The 21809-nt window shown below is 65.2% G+C and carries 21 protein-coding genes; 12 read left to right on the plus strand and 9 right to left on the minus strand.

Annotated features, from left to right (window positions below; all coding sequences use genetic code 11):
* Positions 1-13 precede the first annotated feature (13 nt).
* From atpD to ACOGXH_RS07220, 4 genes are all read left to right on the plus strand, one after another.
* Positions 14-1441, plus strand: a complete 1428-nt coding sequence (gene atpD, locus ACOGXH_RS07205; protein WP_419928430.1) for a F0F1 ATP synthase subunit beta — start codon at positions 14-16, stop codon at positions 1439-1441.
* Between the two features lie 2 nt (positions 1442-1443).
* Positions 1444-1701 carry a F0F1 ATP synthase subunit epsilon gene (locus tag ACOGXH_RS07210; protein WP_419928431.1) on the plus strand — a complete coding sequence of 86 codons (258 nt, stop codon included), beginning with the start codon at positions 1444-1446 and terminating at the stop codon, positions 1699-1701.
* 104 nt (positions 1702-1805) lie between these two features.
* On the plus strand, positions 1806-2567 hold the full coding sequence (locus ACOGXH_RS07215; protein ID WP_419928432.1) for an SDR family NAD(P)-dependent oxidoreductase: 762 nt from the start codon (positions 1806-1808) through the stop codon (positions 2565-2567).
* 33 nt (positions 2568-2600) lie between these two features.
* A complete protein-coding gene (locus ACOGXH_RS07220; RefSeq protein WP_419928433.1) occupies positions 2601-4694 on the plus strand; it encodes an ABC transporter substrate-binding protein in 2094 nt (697 codons plus the stop codon).
* Between the two features lie 33 nt (positions 4695-4727).
* Here the strand turns inward: ACOGXH_RS07220 and glpX are convergent, their stop codons facing one another.
* Positions 4728-5687, minus strand: coding sequence for a class II fructose-bisphosphatase (glpX, locus tag ACOGXH_RS07225; protein ID WP_419930338.1), 960 nt, complete (start codon positions 5685-5687; stop codon positions 4728-4730).
* Between the two features lie 154 nt (positions 5688-5841).
* On the opposite strand from glpX, the gene ACOGXH_RS07230 reads away from it, so the two are divergent.
* Complete coding sequence (locus tag ACOGXH_RS07230) at positions 5842-6648, plus strand: hypothetical protein (RefSeq protein ID WP_419928434.1); 807 nt, start codon at positions 5842-5844, stop codon at positions 6646-6648.
* A complete protein-coding gene (locus tag ACOGXH_RS07235; RefSeq protein WP_419928435.1) occupies positions 6648-7217 on the plus strand; it encodes an alpha/beta family hydrolase in 570 nt (189 codons plus the stop codon). Before ACOGXH_RS07230 ends, ACOGXH_RS07235 begins: the two co-directional genes overlap by 1 nt.
* Here ACOGXH_RS07235 and ACOGXH_RS07240 read toward each other — a convergent pair.
* Positions 7214-8746, minus strand: coding sequence for an MFS transporter (locus ACOGXH_RS07240; RefSeq protein WP_419928436.1), 1533 nt, complete (start codon positions 8744-8746; stop codon positions 7214-7216). The two genes, ACOGXH_RS07235 and ACOGXH_RS07240, sit on opposite strands and share 4 nt — an antisense overlap.
* Before the next feature lie 90 nt (positions 8747-8836).
* On the opposite strand from ACOGXH_RS07240, the gene murA reads away from it, so the two are divergent.
* From murA to ACOGXH_RS07255, 3 genes are all read left to right on the plus strand, one after another.
* Positions 8837-10129 carry a UDP-N-acetylglucosamine 1-carboxyvinyltransferase gene (gene murA / locus ACOGXH_RS07245; RefSeq protein WP_419928437.1) on the plus strand — a complete coding sequence of 431 codons (1293 nt, stop codon included), beginning with the start codon at positions 8837-8839 and terminating at the stop codon, positions 10127-10129.
* A gap of 253 nt (positions 10130-10382) precedes the next feature.
* Positions 10383-10646: a NifU family protein gene (locus tag ACOGXH_RS07250; RefSeq protein WP_419928438.1), complete on the plus strand. Its 264-nt coding sequence runs from the start codon at positions 10383-10385 to the stop codon at positions 10644-10646.
* Between the two features lie 22 nt (positions 10647-10668).
* Positions 10669-11364 (plus strand): rhomboid family intramembrane serine protease, encoded by a 696-nt coding sequence (locus ACOGXH_RS07255; RefSeq protein ID WP_419928439.1) that lies wholly within the window; start codon positions 10669-10671, stop codon positions 11362-11364.
* Here the strand turns inward: ACOGXH_RS07255 and ACOGXH_RS07260 are convergent.
* On the minus strand, positions 11361-11795 hold the full coding sequence (locus tag ACOGXH_RS07260) for an SRPBCC family protein (protein ID WP_419928440.1): 435 nt from the start codon (positions 11793-11795) through the stop codon (positions 11361-11363). The two genes, ACOGXH_RS07255 and ACOGXH_RS07260, sit on opposite strands and share 4 nt — an antisense overlap.
* A 64-nt stretch (positions 11796-11859) precedes the next feature.
* Here ACOGXH_RS07260 and ACOGXH_RS07265 point away from each other — a divergent pair, with 64 nt between their 5' ends.
* Genes ACOGXH_RS07265 through mnmA form a run of 3 tightly spaced genes read left to right on the plus strand, consistent with a single transcriptional unit; the run spans position 11860 to position 14721 of the window.
* Positions 11860-12516 carry a hypothetical protein gene (locus ACOGXH_RS07265; protein ID WP_419928441.1) on the plus strand — a complete coding sequence of 219 codons (657 nt, stop codon included), beginning with the start codon at positions 11860-11862 and terminating at the stop codon, positions 12514-12516.
* Between the two features lie 16 nt (positions 12517-12532).
* Entirely contained in the window at positions 12533-13675 is a 1143-nt protein-coding gene (locus ACOGXH_RS07270; RefSeq protein WP_419928442.1) for a cysteine desulfurase family protein, read from the plus strand.
* Positions 13676-13692: 17 nt separating this feature from the next.
* Positions 13693-14721, plus strand: a complete 1029-nt coding sequence (gene mnmA, locus ACOGXH_RS07275) for a tRNA 2-thiouridine(34) synthase MnmA (RefSeq protein ID WP_419928443.1) — start codon at positions 13693-13695, stop codon at positions 14719-14721.
* A gap of 10 nt (positions 14722-14731) precedes the next feature.
* On the opposite strand, the gene ACOGXH_RS07280 is transcribed toward mnmA, so the two are convergent.
* From ACOGXH_RS07280 to iolD, 6 genes are read right to left on the minus strand one after another with little or no spacing between them, the layout of a single operon-like run.
* Positions 14732-15580 (minus strand): 2-deoxy-5-keto-D-gluconate 6-phosphate aldolase domain-containing protein, encoded by an 849-nt coding sequence (locus ACOGXH_RS07280; protein WP_419928444.1) that lies wholly within the window; start codon positions 15578-15580, stop codon positions 14732-14734.
* 1 nt (position 15581) lies between these two features.
* Positions 15582-16439, minus strand: a complete 858-nt coding sequence (gene iolB, locus ACOGXH_RS07285) for a 5-deoxy-glucuronate isomerase (RefSeq protein WP_419928445.1) — start codon at positions 16437-16439, stop codon at positions 15582-15584.
* A gap of 2 nt (positions 16440-16441) precedes the next feature.
* Positions 16442-17422, minus strand: a complete 981-nt coding sequence (locus tag ACOGXH_RS07290; RefSeq protein ID WP_419928446.1) for an SDR family oxidoreductase — start codon at positions 17420-17422, stop codon at positions 16442-16444.
* A gap of 56 nt (positions 17423-17478) precedes the next feature.
* On the minus strand, positions 17479-18486 hold the full coding sequence (gene iolG / locus ACOGXH_RS07295) for an inositol 2-dehydrogenase (RefSeq protein ID WP_419928447.1): 1008 nt from the start codon (positions 18484-18486) through the stop codon (positions 17479-17481).
* Positions 18483-19910: a fatty acid desaturase gene (locus ACOGXH_RS07300; protein ID WP_419928448.1), complete on the minus strand. Its 1428-nt coding sequence runs from the start codon at positions 19908-19910 to the stop codon at positions 18483-18485. Before ACOGXH_RS07300 ends, iolG begins: the two co-directional genes overlap by 4 nt.
* Complete coding sequence (iolD, locus tag ACOGXH_RS07305) at positions 19907-21799, minus strand: 3D-(3,5/4)-trihydroxycyclohexane-1,2-dione acylhydrolase (decyclizing) (RefSeq protein ID WP_419928449.1); 1893 nt, start codon at positions 21797-21799, stop codon at positions 19907-19909. The genes ACOGXH_RS07300 and iolD overlap by 4 nt, the downstream gene beginning before the upstream one ends.
* Positions 21800-21809 lie beyond the last annotated feature (10 nt).

Here is a 21809-nt window from a genome sequence, read left to right on the forward strand (position 1 = left end):
AGAAGAAGTTCAGATGTCGGAGAACCTCAAAGACGGGCGAGTCGTGGGAATCGCCGGCCCGGTGATCGACGCCGAGTTCCCCCCGGATGCCCTGCCGGAGATCAACACCGCCCTCGAGTTCGACGTAAACGTCGACGGCGAGATCATCACCGTGAAGGCCGAGGTGGCCCAGCAGATCGGCGATGGTCGAGTGAGAGCCATTGCCCTGAAGCCCACCGACGGCCTCACCCGGGGCACGGTGGTGCGCAACACCGGCCAGGGCATGACCGTGCCGGTGGGCGACGTGACCCTGGGCCACGTATGGAACGTGGTGGGGGAGTGCCTCGACACCGACCGCAGCACCTTGGACGTGGGCGAGGAGTGGGAGATCCACCGCCCGGCCCCGTCGTTCGACTCGCTGGAGCCATCGACCCGCATGTTCGAGACCGGTATCAAGGTCATCGATCTGCTCACCCCCTACAAAGAGGGCGGCAAGATCGGCCTGTTCGGCGGTGCCGGTGTGGGCAAGACCGTGTTGATCACCGAGATGATCAACCGGGTGGCCACCCAGCACGGCGGCGTTTCGGTGTTCGCCGGTGTGGGGGAGCGCACTCGCGAGGGCACCGACCTTTTCTTGGAGATGGAAGAGTCGGGCGTCTTGGACAAGGCCGCCCTGGTGTTCGGCCAGATGGACGAGCCCCCCGGCGTGCGGCTGCGGGTGGGCCTGGCCGGGGTGACCATGGCCGAGTACTTCCGCGACGTTCAGAACCAGGACGTGCTGTTGTTCATCGACAACATCTTCCGCTTCGTGCAGGCTGGCTCGGAGGTCTCCACCCTGTTGGGCCGGATGCCTTCGGCGGTGGGCTATCAGCCCACCCTGGCTGACGAGATGGGCGAGCTTCAGGAGCGCATCACCTCCACCCGGGGCCGCTCCATCACCTCGTTGCAGGCGGTGTACGTGCCGGCCGACGACTACACCGACCCGGCGCCGTTCACCTCGTTCACTCACTTCGACGGCACCACCGAGCTGAGCCGCGACATTGCCGCGCTGGGCATCTACCCCGCGGTGGACCCGCTGGCCTCCACCTCGACCATTCTCACTCCTGAGGTGGTGGGGGACCGCCACTACGGCGTGGCCCGCCGGGTGCAGGAGATTCTCCAGCGCTACAAGGAGCTTCAGGACATCATTGCCATTTTGGGCCTCGACGAGTTGTCGGAGGAGGACAAGGTGATCGTGTCCCGGGCCCGCAAGGTGCAGCGTTTCTTGTCCCAGCCCATGTTCGTGGCCGAGGTGTTCACCGGTTTGCCCGGCGTGTTCACCCCGGTTGGCGAGACGGTGGACTCGTTTGAGGCGCTGGTGAACGGCGATCTGGACGATCTGCCCGAGCAGGCCTTCTTCATGGTCGGCGGCGCTGAAGACGCCCACCGCAAGGCCGCCGAACTCGAGGCTCAGGCGGCTTAAGCATGGCTCTTGCTGTCGAGCTCGTCTCTCCCGAGGAGATCGTCTACACCGGCGAAGCCGAGATGGTGGTGGCCCGCACCACCGACGGGGAGATCGCGTTCCAGCCCGGCCACGTGCCCTTCTTGGGCGTTCTGGTGCCCAGCGACGTACGGGTGTACACCACCGACGGCGCCAAGACCACCATCGCCGTCGAACGCGGCTTTGTGGAGGTCTCCCACGACAACGTCGCCCTCCTCAGCGACTCCGCCACCGTCAGCTAACCGCTCGCTAGCTTGGCGGGGTTAGTGCTACAGGTGTGGGACAGAAGAGAATGCTTGGAGTGGGCTTGAGACGGTCGCGGGAGCCGCGTTGGGAGCGGGCGTTGGTGACTGGAGCCTCGGCGGGCATTGGCCGCGCTGTGGCGAAGCAGTTGGCCGCCTCCGGAGTGGGTTTGGTGCTGGTGGCCCGAGACGGCCATCGACTCGATGAGCTTGCTGAGGAACTGCGTGACAACGGCGCGGGTCCAGAGGTGGAGGTTCTGCCTGCCGATCTATCTGATCTGTCTGGGCTGGCCTTGGTGGAGAAGCGGGTGGCGGCTGACGAGGCGCCCATCGACCTGCTGGTGAACAACGCCGGGTTGGGCTATGAGGGGCCGTTTCACTCTCAAGACGCCATTGAAATCTCAGAGACCATCAGCGTGAACGTAGTGGCGCTAGTGCGACTGACTCACGTCGCTCTGGGGTCGATGGCCGCCCGGGACCGGGGCCAGGTGATCCTGGTGTCGTCGATGGCATCGCTGCAAGGTATGCCCATGACCGCTGTGTATTCGGCCACCAAGGCGTTCATCACCAGCTTTGGCGAGGGCCTGTACGAGGAACACAAGGGAACCGGGGTAACGGTCACCACCGTGCTTCCCGGGTTGACCCGTACCGAGTTCCACGAGCGGGGACGCTGGAACCTGGACAAGTGGCCCTCGGTGGGATGGCAAAACGCCGATGCCGTGGCCTCGGCGACGCTGACCGCCGCGGCAAAGTCGCGGCCCGAGGTGATAACGAGCTGGCACAACCGGGCACTGGCCGTCATTACCACCAAGGCTCCACGACACTTCCGTCGGGCAACCATCGGCTGGTTCACCCGACGCAACTAGTTCGTCCCCCTAATACTGGTAAGGATTACTGGAATGAATCGCAATCAGTGGCTTGGCGTCGTGCTTGTGCTCGTTCTTGTTTTTGCCTTCGCTTGTTCGGATGATGATCCCGCGCCTGCTGCGTCGACGCCTGATGTCACCGCCGCCCCGGAGCCCGACGCTGCTGAGTCTGATCCTGGAGAGACGACCGCAGAGTCCGACCAGCCCATTCCAACCGAGGAAGCCGATGAGGCTGAACCAGAGCCGCAGGACGCCGAGCCGCAGGACACAGAGCCGCAGGACACAGAGCCGGAAGACGCCGAGCCACAAGACGCCGGACAAACAGACTTAGAGGTAGCCCAGCCGGAAGAAGAGTCCGCTCTGGAGCAACTCCGGCGTCGCATGGCCGCGGCGGCGGCGTTCGGGGGCCTTGTTCCGTCTATGGCCATCGTGGAGGAATTGCGCCGGAACGCCGAAGGATTCTCCTATGAAATCGGCAATCACGGCGGCACGCTCACGGTGGCATCGATTTCGGAGCCCCTCACGTTCAATCTCGCACTGGCCAGGGACGCCGGATCGTCCGGGGTGCTCGGGTACCTGTTCGAGGGCCTTACCCAGACCTCATGGCTGAACGATGAGATCGAGCCGCTGCTGGCGCGGTCGTGGGAGCGCTCCGAAGATGGGCTGCGCTGGGTGTTCCATTTGCGCGACGACGTGCAGTGGCACGACGGCACTCTGTTCACCGCCCACGACGTGGAATTCACCTTCAACCGAGTGATTTACAACGACGATTTCCAAGCGGCGAGCCGAGCTTCTTTCGAATTCCGATTCCTGAATGATGAGACCGGTCAATGGGAGCAGTCGCAGATGACGGTGACGGCGCTGGACGACCACACGGTGGAGTTTGTCCTCCCGCAGCCGTTCGCGCCCTTCCTGCGCTCGTTGGGCACCGCCATCTACCCCAAACACATCCTAGAAAGTCCTATCGAAGCGGGTACCTTTGCCGAGTTTTGGGGCATCGACACCGATCCCACCGAGATCATCGGCACCGGTCCGTTCACCATCGGGGAGTACACCCCCGGCGAGCGCTTCGTCTTCGAGCGAAACCCCGATTATTGGCTGGTGGACGATGCTGGAGAGCGCCTGCCGTATCTCGACCGGGTGGTGCGGTTGATCGTGGAGGACTTGGAGGACGAGCTGGCCCTGTTCCGCGACGGCACCACCGACTCTCACGGCGTATTGGGCGAAGAGTTTGCCACGCTCGACCCAGTGGCCGAGGCGGAGAACTTCACCCTGCACCGCCGCGGCCCCGGATTCGGCACCAATTTCCTGGCCTTCAATCAGAACCCTGGGACCAACGATGCCGGCGACCCCTATGTCGATCCGATTCAACTGCACTGGTTCCAAAACGGGGCATTTCGACAGGCCGTTGCCTACACCATGGACAAGCCAACCATGATCGACCAGGTCCAGCACGGTCTGGGCTATCCGCAGTGGTCTTCAGTAAGCCCGGCAGCCGGTGACTTTCACAACCCCGAAGTGCGCCAGTACGCCTACGACGTGGATCGGGCCAACGAGATTCTCGACGAATTGGGCTGGATCGACACCGATGGCGACGGCATCCGCGAGGACGACTTGGGCAACCCCATCTCGTTCACCTTGGTTACCAACGAGGGGAACAGTGTGCGGTCCGAAATCACCGGCATCATCCACGAGGGGATGACCGCGGTCGGCCTCGACGTTGACTTTCAGATAGTGGAATTCGGCAGCATGGTGGCCCAGCTCACGGCCACCTACGACTGGGAGGCCATGGTGGTGGGACTGACCGGGAGTCCCGATCCCTTCGGCGGCATGACCGTGTGGCACAGCGGTGAAGGCCTGCACCTTTGGCATCCGAATCAACCCGAGCCCGCCACGGAGTGGGAGGCGGAGATCGACGAGCTGTACATCGCTGGCAGCAAGGAACTCGACCACGAACAGCGAGTGCAGCACTACTGGGATGCGCAAGCGATCATCGCCGAGAACGTCCCGCTCATCTACACCACGCAGTCTGAGCGGCTGGGAGCGGTTCGCAATGTGTTCGGCAACTACACCCCGACGCTGTACGGCTACTGGGACCTGCGCTACCTGTTTCGCACTGATCAGTGAGGTAAGGCCTCTGTCGAGTTCAGGGGCAGTGGATTAGCCGAACTCGATAGCGGAGAAGCTGTTCAGTTTCTCCAGTTGGTGGTCGGCGTTAACCAGCCGAACGGTGCCCGACTTTGACCGCATGACCAGCGACTGAGTGCTGGCGTGGTTCTTGTAGTAGTGGACGCCCTTGAGCAGATCGCCATCGGTGATACCAGTGGCCGCGAAGAAGCAGTTATCGCCCTGAACCAGGTCGTCGGCGGTGAGCACCTTGTTCACGTCGCGTCCCAACTTCTCGGCTTCCTTGCGCTCTCGGTCGTTGCGGGGCCAAAGCCGCCCGAGGAGCTCGCCGCCCATGCATTTGAGGGCGGCCGCAGCGATTACCCCTTCCGGGGTTCCACCGATGCCGAAAAGGATGTCGGCCCCCGAGTCGGGCCACGCGGTGGAGATGGCCCCTGCCACGTCGCCATCGGGAATGAGCCGTATGCGGGCCCCGGCATCGCGCACCTCGGCAATCAGCTCCGAGTGGCGATCGCGGTCGAGGATCACCGCGGTCACATCCCTCACCGACTCGCTCTTGGCCTCGGCCACCAGCTCCAGGTTGCGGGTAGGCGAGTTGTCCATCGAGATGCCATAGCCCATGCACTCGGGACCGAAGGCAATCTTCTCCATGTAGACACAGGGTCCGGGGTTGAACATGGTCCCCCGGTCGGACACCGCGATCACCGAAAGGGCGTTGCCCCGGCCCAGAGAGGTGAGCGTGGTGCCGTCGATGGGGTCGACCGCGATGTCGCACTCGGGAGGCGTTCCATCGCCGATCAACTCTCCGTTGAAGAGCATGGGGGCTTCGTCCTTCTCGCCCTCGCCAATGATCACGATGCCGTCCATTGGCACGGTCCGCAGCAGCACTCGCATGGCCTCCACAGCGGCGCCGTCGGCCCCTTCCTTGTCGCCTCGGCCCATCCATCGGGAGGCGGCCAGCGCAGCGACTTCGGTCACTCTGACCAGCTCCATCGCCAAGTTGCGGTCGGGGTTCTCAGGCGATGCGTTCACGTTGCCCAACCGTAGCGTTCTCGTACTGGCGGTTCACCCTCTGCCAGCATGTTTGTGAGGAATCTGTCGGCCCGTCGATGCGACCGGAATCGCGTGGTCTGGCACCATTTCTCCCATGGTTTGGTGCTTCCAATGCGGTGCACCCTTCGACGATGACGTGTCGGAGTGTGTGGAGTGCGGTGTGGCCACCTTCGCCTCGCCGCCGCAGCCCGCCGAGGAGGTGGGTGGCCCCGACGACGAGCAGCTGGCCTACGAGTTCCACGAATGGGTCTACGACGCCCGCAACGGATTGGAGGCTGAGCTGCGATCCCTTGGGTTGGAGCACGCCTGGCTAGGCCCAACACTGATCGTGTGCGAGTCCGACGAGGAGGCGGTCGACCAGGCGGTAGAAGGAGTTCTTCGGGCCCGGCTTCCCGCACTCGATAAGAGCCAGCCCGCGGTGGTGTACGAGCTAGGGGACTACGAGGACGCTTTTAAGGCCGACATTCTGAGCGAGCTGTTGACCGAGGGCATCGCCCACGAGGTGGACTACGCCGGGAACCTGGAAGTGGGGGAGGCCGACGAGGAGGCGGTGGATGCACTGTTCGACCGACTGGCCAGCGCGGTTGCCCAGCGTCAATTCGGACCGGGACTGCCGGGAGTGGAGCCCTATGAGGTGCTGGAGGCGCTGTTCTTCTCGGCCGACCGGCTTCGCCGGAACACCTCCGACAGCAAGGCGGTGGAGGACTTTGCGCTGGCCCACGAGAAGGTGGTGCAGCTCAGCCTGCCGTGGGGCTACGACGCCGATTTCTGGCGAGCCATGCTCGACGCCGCCGATGAGTTGCGGGAGGCATTGGTGGCCGGACCCGATCCCACCGAGGGTGACGCGCCCGCCGAGCAAGCGGCACAGACCTTGCGGGAATTGCTGCGCCGGTACATGTAGTGGCTTCTCGCAAGGTCGATGGCCTAGTGCTGACCCACGGTGCGGGTGGAGATCGCGACCAGCACACATTGGTGGCCATCGCCGAGGGCCTCGACCCCCTGCCGGTGGAGCGCGTCAACTTCCCCTATCGGAATCAGGGTCGCCGACCCCCCGACCGAGCCCCCAAACTGCTGGCTTTCCTCAGCGAGGAGATTCCCGCCATCGCTGCTCGTCTGGAAACCGACTCTGGGCACCTGGTGCTGGGCGGCCGGTCGATGGGCGGGAGGATGTGCTCGATGGCGGTGGCCGATGGAATGCCCGCCGCCGGCCTGGTGCTGTTGAGCTATCCGCTGCACCCGCCGAAGAAGCCCGAGAACCTGCGGACCCAGCATTTCGGCGCGGTCGGTGTGCCCTGCCTGTTCATCTCCGGAGACCGCGACCCCTTCGGCAGTCCCGAGGAGTTCAGCGCCCATCTGCCCGCCATCAAAGGCCCGGTGACCACCGTGTGGCTCGAAGGCGAGGGCCACGACCCCAAGAAGGCCGATGCGGAAATCGTGGCCGCGATAGCTAGCTGGTTGGAAAGCCTCTAAGCATCCTCGGGGTTGAGCTCTTCCAACGACCTCCGCGTGGTCTCGGGGTAGAAAAGGAGGACGAGGATGGCGACGAGGATTGGACCGGCAACCAGAATGGTGAATGCGGTGCCATAGCCCCAGGCGTCGGCCATTATCCCCGCGGCTGCCAGGCCCGCAGCGCTGCCCGCTACCCCGGCAATACCGAGCAGTCCGTTGGATCTCGACCGCCGTATGGTGCCGAACATCTCAGCTCGGTAGACCCCCAGCGTGGGCACCGTGGTGGCGGTCATGAAAGTTCCCACTGCGATGAGGACCCACATCGGCCAACCCGCCAAGGTGAAATGCCATAGGGCAAACAACGCGCCGCCGCTCACGCCGATCGAGGCAAGGACCCGTCGGCCCCGAAGGTCGGCCAGCTTGCCGGCTATGAGCATGCCCGGACCTGCCGTCCACGCAGTAAGCAGGGTGAAGATCGTGATCTTGGTGGCGCTAAAGCCCCGTTCGTCCCGCAAGAAGTCGTTTTGCAGCTGAGAGGCCGGGGCGGCGAACAGCAGCACGGCAAACGAGGTCACGGCCAGCAGCAGCAGTCGGAAGCGGTATTCCGTTGGTGATTTGGTTCGAGGCTGTCGCTGAGCGGCTTCGAACCGCTGCGATTCAGGCAGCCTGCGGGCCGCGAACAACACCAGGGGCAGTCCGGCCAGCGCCACCACGAAACTGAGCCTCCACGCGGTAGCCCCCAGGTCGGCCAAAGGCACGGACCCTACGGCAATTCCCGAGCCCAGCCCGGCGGCCATCCCCAGCATGGAGGCCACAAATGCCCGGGAGCCAGCTGGCGCTTCTTCGAGGGCGAACACAAAGATGAGCAGCGCCATGGCGTGGGAAAGTCCCCGGGAGACTGCTTGGACCGCGGTCAACGTGGCCAGATTGGCAACCAGGGATGTCGCTGCCGAGGCCAAGATGGCGCCAAATGCGGCATAGAGCAGAGTGCGCCGCCGACCCTTCCGGTCGGCCAGCGCGGCCACTGCCACTGTGATCAGGATGCTGAGTCGGATTAGCGATAGAGCAACGCCCGCGGCCGACTTGCTTTCCCCGAACTCGTCTCGCGCGAAGGTGATTGTCTGACCGAGCAGCGTCCCCAAGAACCCGGCGATCACTGCCAGAGTGGCCAGCAGGGCCACGATTCTGGCCTGTCGGGCGGTGAATCGGTCGGGGGGATGCCACCAGGGCCAATCCCGTCCACGGCGCAGGGCGCGGCTGAAAGGGACGGTGAACAGCACCCACCACACCGGGATAGCCAGCCGGTAGTCGAACCGTTCAGTTATCTGCACTCGGCCATCGCTCAACAGCTCTGTGGTGACGGTGCGGCGATAGTGCTCAACCGGTCCCTCGACCGCGGCGAACACCCCTTCGGCGGTGCTCAAGTCGGCTTCGCCGGTGGCGCCCTCCAAGACGATGTCGGAGCGGGGGGACAGAAGGCCGTCGGGGCCGTTCAGAACGACATCAGCGGCGTCGGCGCTCAGGACGCGACGAGAGATCACCTGGGGCATGGACTGGTGAGCAGTTTACTTTTGGGTCACCAGCGCTCCGCGACCTTGCATTGACTATGACTGTGCTCGACAGGGCACCATACTTGTCTCGTGGAGCGCAGCCACCGCGAGGAAATCGACGGGCAAGACCGCATGGAGGTGCGCGCCAGCGGGCCCCTAGAGGGCACAGTGGCCATTGGCGGGGCCAAAAACTCCGTGCTGAAGCTCATGGCCGCCTGCTTGCTCACCGAGGGGACCTTTGTGATCCGCAACGTGCCCAACATCGAGGATGTGGCGGTGATGGGCGAAGTGCTGCGGGCAATGGGGGTGACGGTGAGTCAATCGGGCGACGTTCTCACCATAGATCGCCCGGAATCCATGGTCCCTGAGGCCCCCTATGCGCTGACAGAGCAACTGCGGGCGTCCACCGCGGTGCTCGGGCCGCTGCTCGCCGGCATCGGCCATGCCCGAGTAGCCCTGCCCGGTGGGGACGATTTCGGTCCTCGCCCCATTGACATGCATGTCGCCGGACTCGAGGCCATCGGCTGCCAGTTCGAAATCTCCGGCGGCGATGTCATAGCCACCGCCGACAATCTGGTGGGCAATTCGGTGCTGTTGGAGTATCCCAGCGTGGGGGCCACCGAGAATGTCATGATGGCCGCCGTCCGGGCCAAGGGCGCCACGGTGATCGACAACGCCGCCCGAGAGCCGGAGATCGCCGATTTGGCCGGGTTCTTGAACCACATGGGTGGCCAAGTTTCCGGAGCTGGGACATCCACCATTGTGGTGGAGGGGGTGGAGGAGCTGCATCCGGTGGAGCACACCGCGGTGAGCGATCGAATAGAGGCAGCCACCTTCTTGGCGGCATTGGGGGTGGCTGGCGGGGAGATCACCCTTTTGGGCGCCCGACCTGACCATATGGCGATGTTGTGCCGAAAACTCGGCGATATGGGGGTGCGGACTTCAGCCGATCCCGATGGGATTTGGGCTATGTGCAGCGGGCGCCTCCGATCAGCCGATGTGTCCACTCTGCCGTATCCCGGCTTGCCCACCGACTGCAAACCCCTGCTGGTGGCCATGCTGTCGGTGGCCGAGGGGGTGGGAATAGTGACCGAGAACCTGTTCTCGGGCCGGTTCCGCTATGTGGACGAGCTGGTGCGCATGGGAGCCGATATCCGTACCGAGGGCCACCACGCGGTGATCCGGGGGGTGGAGCGGCTCAGCGGTGCACCGGTGCGGGCTTCCGACATCCGGGCCGGGGCGGCCCTCGTGGTGGCCGGGCTGGCTGCTGATGGGGTCACGGTGGTGTCCGATCCTCACCACATTGACCGGGGCTACGAGGACTTTGCCGGCAAGCTCAGCGCTCTTGGGGCCGACGTCCGAAGGATGCGGCAGTTTGGCTAGTCGGATCTGGCTTTCTGCTCGCCTTTCGAAGGCCGACGTCCGCCGCGAGAGGCTCGGCGGTTAGCCAGGAACAACAAGCCCGCCAGCAGGACTAGGGGCGCGGCAACCATCAGGATCTCGTCCCAACCTCCTTGATGGGCCAGCAGTTCCGCCAGCACTCCCATAGGGCCGAGTCTGCCAGACCACCGTCGAGTTGAGGAAAGAGACCGGGGTGAAGGTTGGCGAACGGCCCGCTTGCTGAGACAATAGGGACGTGGAGCAAGCCGTAGCCCAGGTGATCGAGGCCATTCGCCCTGCGGTGCAAGCCGACGACGGGGATATCTTCCTGCGCGGGGTGGATGAGGAAACCGGAGTGGTCAGCGTGGAGCTCGTAGGCGCATGTGTGAGCTGCCCAGCCTCCACCGTGACGCTCAAGGCCGGAGTCGAGCGGATCCTCAAAGACCGGGTTGAAGGGGTGACCGAGGTGGTCAATGTGGGCCAGAACCTTCTGAGCGACGGCTCACCGGTGGGCCTGTAGTCGCCTCCGACTTCGCCCCAGCATGGTCCCGCAGCGAACCGATACCTGGTACGTCAGCTATGGGCTGATCGCCGTCAACGTGGTGGTGTTCATCGTGGGCGTGGCCATGGGCGACAGCTTGGGTGGCGGGGGCGATGAAGTTGGTCTCGTTTATCGTGCGGCCACGCTGGGGGGCAATATCGAGTACTTGAACGAGTGGTGGCGAGTGTTCACCGGGGGTTTCTTGCACCACGGGGTATTCCACCTCGGGGTGAACATGTTCTCGCTCTACATCCTGGGACTGGCCCTTGAGCGATCCCTGGGGAAGGTCTCATTCACGGCGGTGTACTTGTCATCGTTGGTGAGCGGTTCGTTCGGAGCATTGATCGAAGCGCCCAACTCGCTGGTTGCCGGGGCATCGGGGGCCATTTTCGGGTTGATGGGTGCCTACGTCGCCCTTTCGCTGTCCCAGGGGGTGGGATTGTTCCAGACCCCGATTGGGCCGATTCTCGCCATCAATCTGGTGATCAGCTTCACCGTTCGGTCGGTTTCGCTGGGCGGGCACATCGGTGGTCTCATCGGCGGCTTCATTGTGGGAGCAGCCGCTGCTCAGGCCATCCGCCGACGGCAGCACACCACCGTGATCCCGGTATTTGCCGCAGCAGTGGTGGCCGGGGCTTCCTTTGTCGGCGCCCTATGGGCTGCCAGCCGGTCCAACGTGGTTCTTTTGCTCAGCTAGGCGAACTGGGCTCGCAGCGTCTTCAGATTGCGGCGCCACACCCACTCGAGGATGCGGGCCCCGACGATGTCACCCAGCAGGCCTCCCATCCACCAGGGGAACTGAAGCTCCTCGTTCCAGCAGAATTCGGTGCGGTCGGTGCCCGCCGGAGCGAGGGTGAAACGCCCCTCGCCGGTGACCAATCCGGTATGGCGCACGCCGATGGCCTCCTTCTCGGCCCATTCGGTGACCACCATGGTGTCGTTGAGGCGGAGCGGCCCGACCTTGGTGAGGCACTCAAAAGCGGTGCCTACCCCCTCGGTCTGGTCGCTCTGGTAAGAAATCGACTCGGCGTCGGCCATCCACTCGGTGTGGCTGTCGATTCGGCGCACGTACTCCCACACCGAGTCCAAAGACGCCTCGATTGTGGTGGAAACCCTGATCCTGGCCATTCACTCTGATTCTAAAGTTGGTCCGGCAGTCCAAGACACACCACTGGACCGTAGAATTCAGGCCATGTCCGATGCCGACATCGAGTTCTTCTGGGATCCGATCTGCCCGTTCGCATGGCTCACATCTCGGTGGGTGACCGATGTGGCCCGCCAGCGGGAATACGAAGTGGACTGGCGGCTGATCTGCCTGTCGATCCTCAACGAGGACAGCGACTACGACAATTTCCCCGAGGGCTATCGGGACCTGCACAACAAGGGCCGGCGCATGTTGCGGGTGGCCCAGGCGGTGCGCAACCAGCATGGCGCGGCCGCGGCCGGAGACCTGTACACCGCCTACGGGTCCACCATCTGGAATCCAGATGCGGATATTCGCTCGGCCATGGGTGAGGTGGCTTCCGACGGGCACTTGGCGGGCGCACTGGAAATGGCCGGCCTTTCGCCGGAGTCGGTGGCGGCGGCCGAGGACGAGTCGCTGGATGATGCGTTGCGTGACTCCACCGAAGAGGCGCTGAGCCGTACCGGGCGGGATGTGGGAACTCCGATCATCACCTTTCACCACAACGGAAGTTCCACGTCGTTCTTCGGACCGGTGGTGAGCCAAGTGCCACCCCCGGAGGAGGCCGTGCGCTTGTGGGACGCGGTGGTGACGCTGGCCGAATGGCCGTCGTTCGCCGAACTGAAGCGCTCTCGGCGCGACGACCTGGTATTCCCCTCGGTGTAGAAGAAAGATGGTTGCCATGGCATCTGAGGCGATCGCCTACCTGGACAACGCAGCCTCCACCCCGCTGTGCTCCGAGGCGGTGGAGGCCATGGCGCCCCTGCATCGAGAGCTGTATGCCAATCCGACCGGGGCTCACCGCATGGCTCGCGATACGCGCCGACGGATCGACGATGCCCGCGACGTGATGGCCGAGGCCCTGGGTTCGGAGCCCGGGGAGATTGTGTTCACCGGCGGGGGCACCGAGGGCGACAATCTGGCGGTGGTAGGTCGGCACATGAAGGTCGGCGGTGTGACGGTGTGCTCGGCCATCGAGCACCATGCGGTACTGGAGCCCGTAGAGCACCTGGGTGGACGGGTGGTGGCGGTGGATGCTTTTGGGGTTCTCGACTTGGAGGGATTGGCCGCCGCGCTCGATGAGAGCGTGACCGTGGTTTCGGTGATGCTGGCCAACAACGAGACCGGCATGGTCCAGCCTTTGGGCCAAGTGGCGGAATTGGTTCGCTCACTGGCTCCCAATGCTGTGCTTCACACCGACGCGGTGCAGGCGTTTCCTTGGCTGGACGTGGCTTCGCTGGCCTCGGGCGCCGATCTGATCTCGGTGAGCGCCCATAAGTTCGGCGGTCCCAAGGGTGTGGGCGCGCTGGTCGTGCGCGACGGCGTGGAACTGTCGCCGCTGTTGTTGGGTGGTGGCCAGGAAAGGGGTTTGCGCTCGGGCACCCACAACGCGGCCGGAATCGCTGGGATGGCCGCCGCCGCCGAGGTGGTGCTTAAGAGCCGGGCCGAGCAGGTGGTGCGGTTGGCCGGTTTGCGGGACCGGCTGGCAGACGGTGTGCTGGGCGCGGTGGAAGGCACGGTGGAGACTGGAGAGCGGGCTGGCAAGGTGGCCGGGTCGGCCCACCTTTGTTTCGAGGGCATCGAGTCGGAGGCGCTGCTGTTTCTGCTGGAGGATGCCGGGGTGTACGCGTCGGCGGCGTCTTCGTGCTCCAGCGGGGCACAGGACCCCTCCCATGTGCTGGCCGCCATGGGCTATGACCGGATGCTGGCCGGGGGATCGTTGCGGCTCTCGCTGGGCTATGAGACTACCGACGCCGACATCGATCGGGTGTTGGCTGTCATTCCTGACGCGGTGGCCCGGCTGCGGGCCTACGGCAAGGGCTAAGGGAAAGGGCCGAAGCGATGCGGGTTTTGGCGGCGATGTCGGGGGGCGTGGACTCCTCAGTGGCCGCCGCCATGCTGTCCGAGCAGGGCCACGATGTGGTGGGGGTGACCCTCAAGCTGTGGGGCGGTGAGTCGGACACTGGGTGCTGCTCGGTGTCTGATGTGGAGGACGCCCGCCGGGTGGCCGACTTCCTGGGCTTGCAGCACCATGTGTTCAACTTCGGTGATGCCTTCGACCAGCGGGTGGTGGCTCCGTATGTGGACGACCACGCCGTTGGGCTGACGCCCAATCCCTGTATCGAGTGCAACCGCCACATCAAGTTCGACAAGCTGATGGTGAGAGCGGAGGCCCTGGGATTCGATGTGGTGGCCACCGGCCATCATGCCCGCCTTGAAACGGCTAGCGACGGGTTCCGGGTGCGGCGGGGGGTGGACGAGGCCAAAGACCAGTCTTACGTGCTCTACATGCTGGGTCAGCCGCAGATGGCCCGGCTGATGCTGCCCATCGGCCACTTGACCAAAGCCGAGGTACGGGAGCGGGCCGCCGCCCTCGGCCTGCGGAACTCGGCCAAGCCCGACAGCCAGGACGTTTGCTTTATTGCCAACCGGGCCGGGGGACGGCAGGGCTTTCTGTCTCGCCGTTTGGGGGAGTCGCCCGCCACCGTGGTGGACACCGATGGGACGGAGCTGAGCACCGTTGAGGCGGTGCAGGCAGTGACCATCGGCCAGCGCCGAGGCCTCAACCTGGGCGGCACCGACGAGCCCCGGTATGTGACCGATGTGGACATTGCCGCGGGCCGGGTGACGGTGGGTCGCCGCGACGATCTCTACACGCCCAACCAGGAAGTGCATGGCATCCAGTGGGCCGACAGCCCCGTGGAAGGCCCAATGGACATCCAGGTGAGCGCCCACGGGACCCCCGCGGTCGGGGTGGTAGACCAGGCGGGCATGGTGAACTGGGAAGAGCCCCAGCGCCGGGTGGCCCCCGGTCAGGCGGTGGTCTTCTACCAGGGCGATCTGGTAGTCGGCGGAGCGGTCGCGGCCTGAAGGGGACTGATCAGATAACCAGCTCGCGCAGGGCGGCGAAGCGGGGGGCGATCAGATCGGCGATTACTGTGGGGCGGTCGGCGGGCCGGGCCAAGGCGGCTTCGCCCCAAAGGGCTCGGCCGACGGTGAATCCGGCGCAGCCCGAGGCCACCGCCACTTCGAGTTGGGCGTGGTAGCTCTCGAAGGTGCCGCCGCCCGACAGCAGAGTCCAGGGCATGTCGCAGCGTTTGGTGATTTCCCAGCAGGCTGCGGCCCACCGGGACTGTTCGGGGTCGTGGACAGGATCGACGGGGAAGGGCAGCTTCAACACGTCGAATCCCATGGGGGCGAAGCGGTCCACGGTCTCAAGCACAATCTGGGGGCGGACCGAGGGGTCGTCTAAGCCGTAAAACAGCGGTTCCACCAGCATGGGGATGCCCACTCGGCGGCACTCGGCCAATATTTTGGCCGCAGCCTGCTCTTGGGCGGCGGCGTGGGGGCGGTCGGGCCGGTAGAGCACCAGCAGTTTGGCCGCAGCCGCGCCGCAATCGGCGGCGGCCTGTACCGACCAGCCTTCCAGCAGGCCGACAGGAGCGGCTTCGGGATCGGCCATGTAACCCTGGGCCTCCAGTGCGGCGGTGAAGCCCACACCGGGAGGAAGCGTGCCGTCCAGAAGCTGAGGGATGGAATATTCGGGCTCCAGCATCACGCCGGTGGCTCCGGAGGCCAGCCCGGAAACGAGGTCGCGCTTGAGATCGACGATGGCATCGCTGGTCACCGAGGCGGGATCATCGGGCGCTAGAACGCTGCGCAGCGAGTCGCGGTGGTCGATGGCCAGTACCGCAAACTGCCCGTTGTGGGATAGGTCGGACACGCTCATGTCAGTTGGAGGGTACCGCTCCGGCCACTGGCAGGGTCCAGGAACCGGCGCCCCAGTCGGATTCGATCCAGGTGTGCTCGGCGGCGAAGCAGGGGGGCGTGCGGCGCTCGTCTCCGATCAGCTCGCCGGCCAGATAGTTGAGGAAGTACATGTTGGAGCTGGGACAGGCCACCGACGTGTGGTAGCCCTTCGGCACCAGCACCGCATCGCCGTCACGGGCCACCACCGCCTCATCGAATCCCTCCTCGGAGCGCCAGTTCCGGTGCATGCAATAGCCCTCGGGACGGTCCAGGCGGAAGTAGTACACCTCCTCCAGATAGGGCGAGCCGTCGCGGCCGTCGTGGCAGTGGGGCGGCCACCCCGACCAGGTGCCCCGGGGGACGAACACTTCATAGAGGATGAGCTTCTCCGCGGGCAGGGGATGGGCCAGCGAGTGGACAACCTGGCGGTAGGCCTGGCCGCCGCCCCGGATCTCCACCCTCATCTCCGAGGGCTCGAAGATCCGGGCCGGGTAGCGACCCTCAGCCGGGGCCGAGCCCACCGCGGCGGTCAACGAGCTCTCGGTGGTGATCTCATAGGGTGTGCCCGGCGGCAGATAGGCGATGCGGCCCAGCTCCTCGAACACCGACGTGCGGCTGATGGGAGAATCGATATCGCCGGCTCGCACCCGTCCCGAACCGGACAGCGGAACGATGGCGGTCTCCCGGTCGGTCTCGGACCCCGACCACGGGTCCGCTGGGGTTAGCTCCACCACCGAGAAGGCCACGTTGTCCCACCCGGCCGAATCTGGCGTTACGTCCACAATCCGCCCCGGTCCCGGCTGGGGTCGGATGGGTCCTGATGCGGGTGCGGTCGCCATGGTCAGCCTCCTAGTCCTGCCGGCACAAGGTCTCCGGCGTCCATCTCCTGCTTGAACCGCTCCAGCAGCTCCCGATTGCCCAGAGGCTCATAGCCCAAGATCTCAGTCGTGCGAGGAGTTCGCATCGTGGTGTCGTAGGGAACTCGGGCACCGCCCAGCAATGCCATCATCTCCGGGTCGGGCGGCACCGAACGGAGCAGCGACGGGTCGTGGCCGAACACCTCGCAGGCCATCTGGGCCAGTTCCATCCTCCCAGCCGGCTCGGCCCCGCAGCAGTGGAAGATGCCATCGGCATCGCCATCTGACGCCATCAACCACATGACTTCGGCGCACTCGCTGGCCAGGCTGGGGGTGGCCGTCATGTTGATGTCGTCGCCCTCCCACACCCCGAACGGTTCCCCTTGAGAAACGGCATCGAGCACCGTGGTCACGAAGTAGCCGAAACCGGGGTCTTGGCCCCGTGGCATCTCGTCGCGGGCCCAGTGGACCCCGTTGACTGCCGATACTCGGGCCACGGCGGCTCGGTCGGCCCGCAGCAGGGCAGCTTGCTCGCTCAGGGCCTTCAGCACGCCGTAGTAGTTCACCGGGTTGGGTGGGGTGTGCTCGTCGGCCCCGGATTGGGTTCCGTCGAACACCCAGTCGGTGGAAACCAATATGAGCTTGGCTCCGGCTCGGTTGGCTGCCTCCGCCAAAGTGAGGGTGGCATCCACATAGCTGCGCCAGGCCAAATCCCGCTGGGCGTAGATCCCGGCCAAGTCGTTGAGGATCATGGAGTGGACGATCACGTCGGGGTCGAATTGGGCCACGCTGGCCAGCACCGCGTCGGCCTCGAGCAAATCCAGCGGCTCTGTGGTGTAGCCCTGGGGGTTGTCGGGCACGAAGGTGTGGATTGGACAGTGAACGGTGGCGCGGTGGCGCTCGGCGAACACCTTGACGATGTTGGAGCCGAGGAATCCGGTGCCCCCGGTGACATAGGCCCGCACTGTTCAGGCTCCCTCTCCGGTTTGCGGCATGTCGCTAGTCATGCTTCTCCCCTTAGCTAGCCGATCTCGTCGATGCGCACGGGCCGCTGTTCTCTTACCGAGCGCCATGCGGCCAGTCCGATGACCAAGGGAGCCCGCCCGTCGGCCAAGGTGACCGGCGAGGGTGTGCCATCCATCATGTCGGCGAAGGCGGCCCATTCAGCCAGGTAGGAGGGGATGTACCGCTCCAAGAAGAAATAGGGCAGCGTCGGGCTGTGCGACCCGTCGGCTGTTCGGGTTACCGCAGTGGCGGTTAGGGGGTTCTCAGAGGCGGCCATTCCCGCGGAGCCAAACGCTTCCACTCGCTGGTCGTAGCCGTACACCGCCTGGCGGCTGTTGTCGATGGTGCTGATGGCGCCGTTTTCGTGAGTGCAAACGATCACTGCGGTGTCGAGGTCGCCTACTTCTCCGATGGCCTCGTCGACCCGAACCGCTCCGGTGGCGTATACCTCGGTCACCTCGCTCCCGGTGATGAAGCGGATCATGTCGAAATCGTGGATGGTCATGTCGCAGAAGATCCCGCCGGACTCATCCAGATACATCAGCGGAGGGGGCTCGGGGTCGCGGCTGGACACGCGCACCAGATGGACGTCGCCCAGTTCGCCCTCGGCCACTCGGTCGTGTACGTAGCGGTGGCTGGGGTCGAAGCGGCGGTTGAATCCCACTTGCACCGGGATCCCTGCGGCCTCTGCCGCGGCGATACCCCGATCGACGTCGGCAAGGTTGAGGGCCAGCGGCTTTTCCACAAAGGCGGCCTTGCCGGCCTCAGCCGCAGCCACCAGGAGGTCGATATGGGTGTGGGTGGAGGAGCAGATGGCCACCGCGTCCACGTCGTCGGCCTTCAAGATCTCCTCGGGAGCTGCGGCATGGCGCGCTCCCAATTCCTCGGCAACCGCGGCCGCAGCGGCGTCTACCACGTCGTAGACAGCAGCCAACTCGGCGCTGGGCACCTGCTTGGCGATCAGCTCGGCATGCATCCGCCCTATCCGCCCGCAGCCCAGCACCCCGATGCGCACCGGGCTCATGATCCGGTCCCCTTGGATTCAGATTGCAGGCTCGAGACCACTCGGCCGTTGCGTATCTCCACGGGGTACAAGGTAAGGGGATCGGTGGCCGGAAACCGAACCGCCTCGCCGGTTCGAAGGTCGAATCGGCCGTTGTGCTTGGGGCACTCCACCAGGCAGTCGAGCACCAAACCCTCGGCCAGATAGGCCTGGCCGTGGGTGCAGAGCCCTTCGGTGCACACCAGGGTGCCGTCGTCCAGTCGGAAGAGGGCGTAAGTCTCGTCGCCCACTTCGAATTGTCGGGCCGAACCAGGGGCCAGCGCGTTGGCCGGGCCGAGGTCGAACAACCCGTCGTGGCGGTCGCCGGCCCACACAGTGTGTCCGGTGTTGACAAATGAGCGTCCAGCGTCGGACACCGCGGGAACGTCGTCGCGGGGCTCGTCATAGGCCGGATTGCGCCATTGCCGGCGCAGGGTGGACAGGATGCGCCGGTAGGCCGACCAGGTATTGGGCGAAGCCGGGGCCAGATATACCTTGACCTCTTGGTGAAGGGCGGGCAGGGAGTAGTAGGGCACAGTGGGGAAGATGTGGTGCTCCACGTGGTAGTTCATGTTGGAGTACAAGAACCGGAAGACGGGGTTCATATACACCGTGCGGGTGTTGAGGCGGTGGTCGAGCACGTCCTCGCGCAGCCCGGCGTGCTGGGTGATGGCGAAGAACACCATCAGCCAGGCACCGTAAATGGTGGGCAGCCCGACGTAGAGCAACGGCACGATGGACCAAATCGCGATCGACCATGCCGTCACTCCGGCCAAGATGGCGATGTAGGCCCGCGACTCCCACTTCAGCTTTCCGAGCTCGTCGACGGGGATGAACGAGCGGGCCTCGTCGTCGATGCGCCCAATGGCGTGCTTGGCGGTGCGCACCACCATGTTGGGCACGTTCATCACCGGCACGAACAGCAGCGCAATGGAGGTGGGTGAGGAGGGGCGGGGAAAGATGATCTCGGCGTCTCGGCCCACCACGATGGTGTCGGTGTGGTGACGGACATGCGACCAGCGCCACAAGGTGGGCTGGCGCAGCAGCATGAACGAGGCCAAGTAGTACACCACGTCGTTGAGCCACTTGGTCTTGAAGGCGGTACCGTGCCCGCACTCATGCCAGCGGGAGTCGCCTGCTCCGCCGTAGAGGGCGCCGTAGGCGGCGAAGGCCGGGACTGCCCACCAAGTGCCCAGCGATAAGAAGGCCAGATAGCCGAACCCGGCCAAAAGGCCGAGCCAGGCGGCGGTATCGAGGGCCGCTCTGGCGTTGCCCCTTACTTGGAGTTGGCGCAGGCGCTCGGGGTCAATGGGCGGGCGGAACCACTCGGCCTCCACCAATCCGTCGGCTGTGGCCCGGTCTGCCTCGGGGCCTCCAACCCGGTAGTCGCGCCGGACGGAAGTCACCATCCCACGCGTTGATCGGCTTTGCCGGAGTCCATGGCGGCCCGGGCGGCCCGCACATCGGGGCTGGTGCTCACCTCGGGCACGCCAACCTCCCAGAACGAGCCGCCCTCGGTCCAGCGGTATGCGTGGGTGTTCAGGGCGATCACATAAGTGCTTTCGGCGGCTCGGGCACGGCCGAACGCGGCTTCGAGTTCGGCGATGGACGTCACGGTCTCTGTTTCGCAGCCCATGGAGCCGGCGTGGGCTGCGAAGTCAACCGCCGCTGGCTCCTGCACTCGGGAGTCGGCGATGAGGTTGTTGAACGGCACCCCGCCTTGGGCCAATTGCAGGCGGTTGATCACCGCGTAGCCGCCGTTGTCGCACACGATGACGATGAGCTTGTGGCCGGTGAGCACCGTGCTATAGAGATCGCTGTTCATCATCAGGTAGGAGCCGTCGCCTACCAGCACCACCACCTCTCGGTCGGGCAGGGCCATCTTTGCCCCCCACCCGCCGGAGATCTCGTAGCCCATGCAGGAGTATCCGTATTCGCAGTCGAAGGAGTGAACGGTTTGGCCCCGCCATCCGTTGACCAGCTCGCCGGGGAAACCTCCGGCCGCGGCCAGCACATAGGTGGACTCGTCGGCGAGCCGGTCCACCACCCCCACCACCTGGGCATAGGTGGGGAGTTCGTCGTCGGAGATGTCGGAATCGCCAGAGGACCCACCGGCCGATGCCACCGTCTCGGGGGCGGCGATCTTGTCGATGTAGGCGTGGTACTGCGAGGTCTCCGAAGAGGCCCGGTCAGACCATTCCTCTGGGGCTCGGTAGTCGGCCAGCGCATCGCCCAATTCGGCCAGGCCTTCGCGGGCGTCGGCCACCAGGGGCAGCGACCGGTGCTTGGAGGCGTCGAAACGAGCCGCGTTCAAGCCGATGATCTGCACGTCGTCGCCCCCGGCGAAAACCGTCCACGATCCGGTGACGAAGTCGCCCAGGCGGGTGCCCACCGCCAATACCGCATCGGCCTCGGCGGCCATGGCGTTAGCCGACGTGCAGCCGGTGACCCCGATGGGACCGCAGTTGAGCGGGTGGTCAGCCACAAACGAGGTGCGACCGGCCACCGTTTCCACCACCGGGATGTTGTGAGCCTCGGCGAAGGTTCGTAGCCGGTCTTCGGCCAGCGACCAGTGAACCCCCCCGCCGGCCACGATGAGGGGTCGCTTCGCAGCAGCCAGGGCAGCCGCCGCTCGGCGCAATTGGCCGGTGTCAGGGCGGGGGCGGCTGATCTCGTGGACGGCCTGCTCGAATAAGCGGGAGGGGAAGTCGAAGGCCTCGCCTTGGACGTCTTGGGGGAGGCTGATGAAGGCCGGGCCGCAGTCGCCGGGGTCGAGCATGACGCCGAGGGCGTTGGGCAGCGAGTGAACCAACTGCTCCGGCGTGGTGATGCGGTCCCAATAGCGGACGACGGGCTTGAAGGCGTCGTTGACCGTCACCGTCGGGTCGCCGAAGTGCTCCACTTGCTGAAGCACCGGGTCGGGTATGCGGCTGTTGAAGGTATCGCCGGCCAGCAGAAGCAGCGGCATTCTGTTGGCCATGGCTACTGCGGCTGCGGTCACCATGTTGGTGGCACCGGGGCCGATGGAGCTGGTGGCGGCCATGATGCGGCGGCGGCGGTTGGCCTTGGCGTAGGCCACCGCGGCCAGGGCCATGCCTTGCTCGTTCTGACCCCGCCAGGTGGGCAGCGCCTCCCCGGCCTGCTCCAGCTCGTGGCCCAAACAGGTGACGTTGCCGTGGCCGAAGATGGCGAACACGCCGGCGAAGAGGGGAACGGTCTGGCCATCGATCTCGATTCGCTGCGCGGCCAGGTAGCGCACGATGGCCCCGGAAGTTGTCATTCGGACGGTTTCCATGGCTGCCCTC

It is taken from the genome of Candidatus Poriferisocius sp., from assembly GCF_965208355.1.
Classification (GTDB): domain Bacteria; phylum Actinomycetota; class Acidimicrobiia; order Acidimicrobiales; family Bin134; genus Poriferisocius.

What these genes read in the sequence shown, in the direction of transcription:
- ACOGXH_RS07280 (WP_419928444.1), bottom strand. Translation starts at nt 15,580, where the DNA reads ATGAGCGTGTCCGACCTATCCCACAACGGGCAGTTTGCGGTACTGGCC.
- ACOGXH_RS07210 (WP_419928431.1), top strand. Translation starts at nt 1,444, where the DNA reads ATGGCTCTTGCTGTCGAGCTCGTCTCTCCCGAGGAGATCGTCTACACC.
- iolD (WP_419928449.1), bottom strand. Translation starts at nt 21,799, where the DNA reads ATGGAAACCGTCCGAATGACAACTTCCGGGGCCATCGTGCGCTACCTG.
- mnmA (WP_419928443.1), top strand. Translation starts at nt 13,693, where the DNA reads ATGCGGGTTTTGGCGGCGATGTCGGGGGGCGTGGACTCCTCAGTGGCC.
- ACOGXH_RS07265 (WP_419928441.1), top strand. Translation starts at nt 11,860, where the DNA reads ATGTCCGATGCCGACATCGAGTTCTTCTGGGATCCGATCTGCCCGTTC.
- iolG (WP_419928447.1), bottom strand. Translation starts at nt 18,486, where the DNA reads ATGAGCCCGGTGCGCATCGGGGTGCTGGGCTGCGGGCGGATAGGGCGG.
- iolB (WP_419928445.1), bottom strand. Translation starts at nt 16,439, where the DNA reads ATGGCGACCGCACCCGCATCAGGACCCATCCGACCCCAGCCGGGACCG.
- ACOGXH_RS07260 (WP_419928440.1), bottom strand. Translation starts at nt 11,795, where the DNA reads ATGGCCAGGATCAGGGTTTCCACCACAATCGAGGCGTCTTTGGACTCG.
- atpD (WP_419928430.1), top strand. Translation starts at nt 14, where the DNA reads ATGTCGGAGAACCTCAAAGACGGGCGAGTCGTGGGAATCGCCGGCCCG.
- ACOGXH_RS07255 (WP_419928439.1), top strand. Translation starts at nt 10,669, where the DNA reads ATGGTCCCGCAGCGAACCGATACCTGGTACGTCAGCTATGGGCTGATC.
- ACOGXH_RS07230 (WP_419928434.1), top strand. Translation starts at nt 5,842, where the DNA reads ATGGTTTGGTGCTTCCAATGCGGTGCACCCTTCGACGATGACGTGTCG.
- ACOGXH_RS07240 (WP_419928436.1), bottom strand. Translation starts at nt 8,746, where the DNA reads ATGCCCCAGGTGATCTCTCGTCGCGTCCTGAGCGCCGACGCCGCTGAT.
- ACOGXH_RS07270 (WP_419928442.1), top strand. Translation starts at nt 12,533, where the DNA reads ATGGCATCTGAGGCGATCGCCTACCTGGACAACGCAGCCTCCACCCCG.
- glpX (WP_419930338.1), bottom strand. Translation starts at nt 5,687, where the DNA reads ATGGAGCTGGTCAGAGTGACCGAAGTCGCTGCGCTGGCCGCCTCCCGA.
- ACOGXH_RS07220 (WP_419928433.1), top strand. Translation starts at nt 2,601, where the DNA reads ATGAATCGCAATCAGTGGCTTGGCGTCGTGCTTGTGCTCGTTCTTGTT.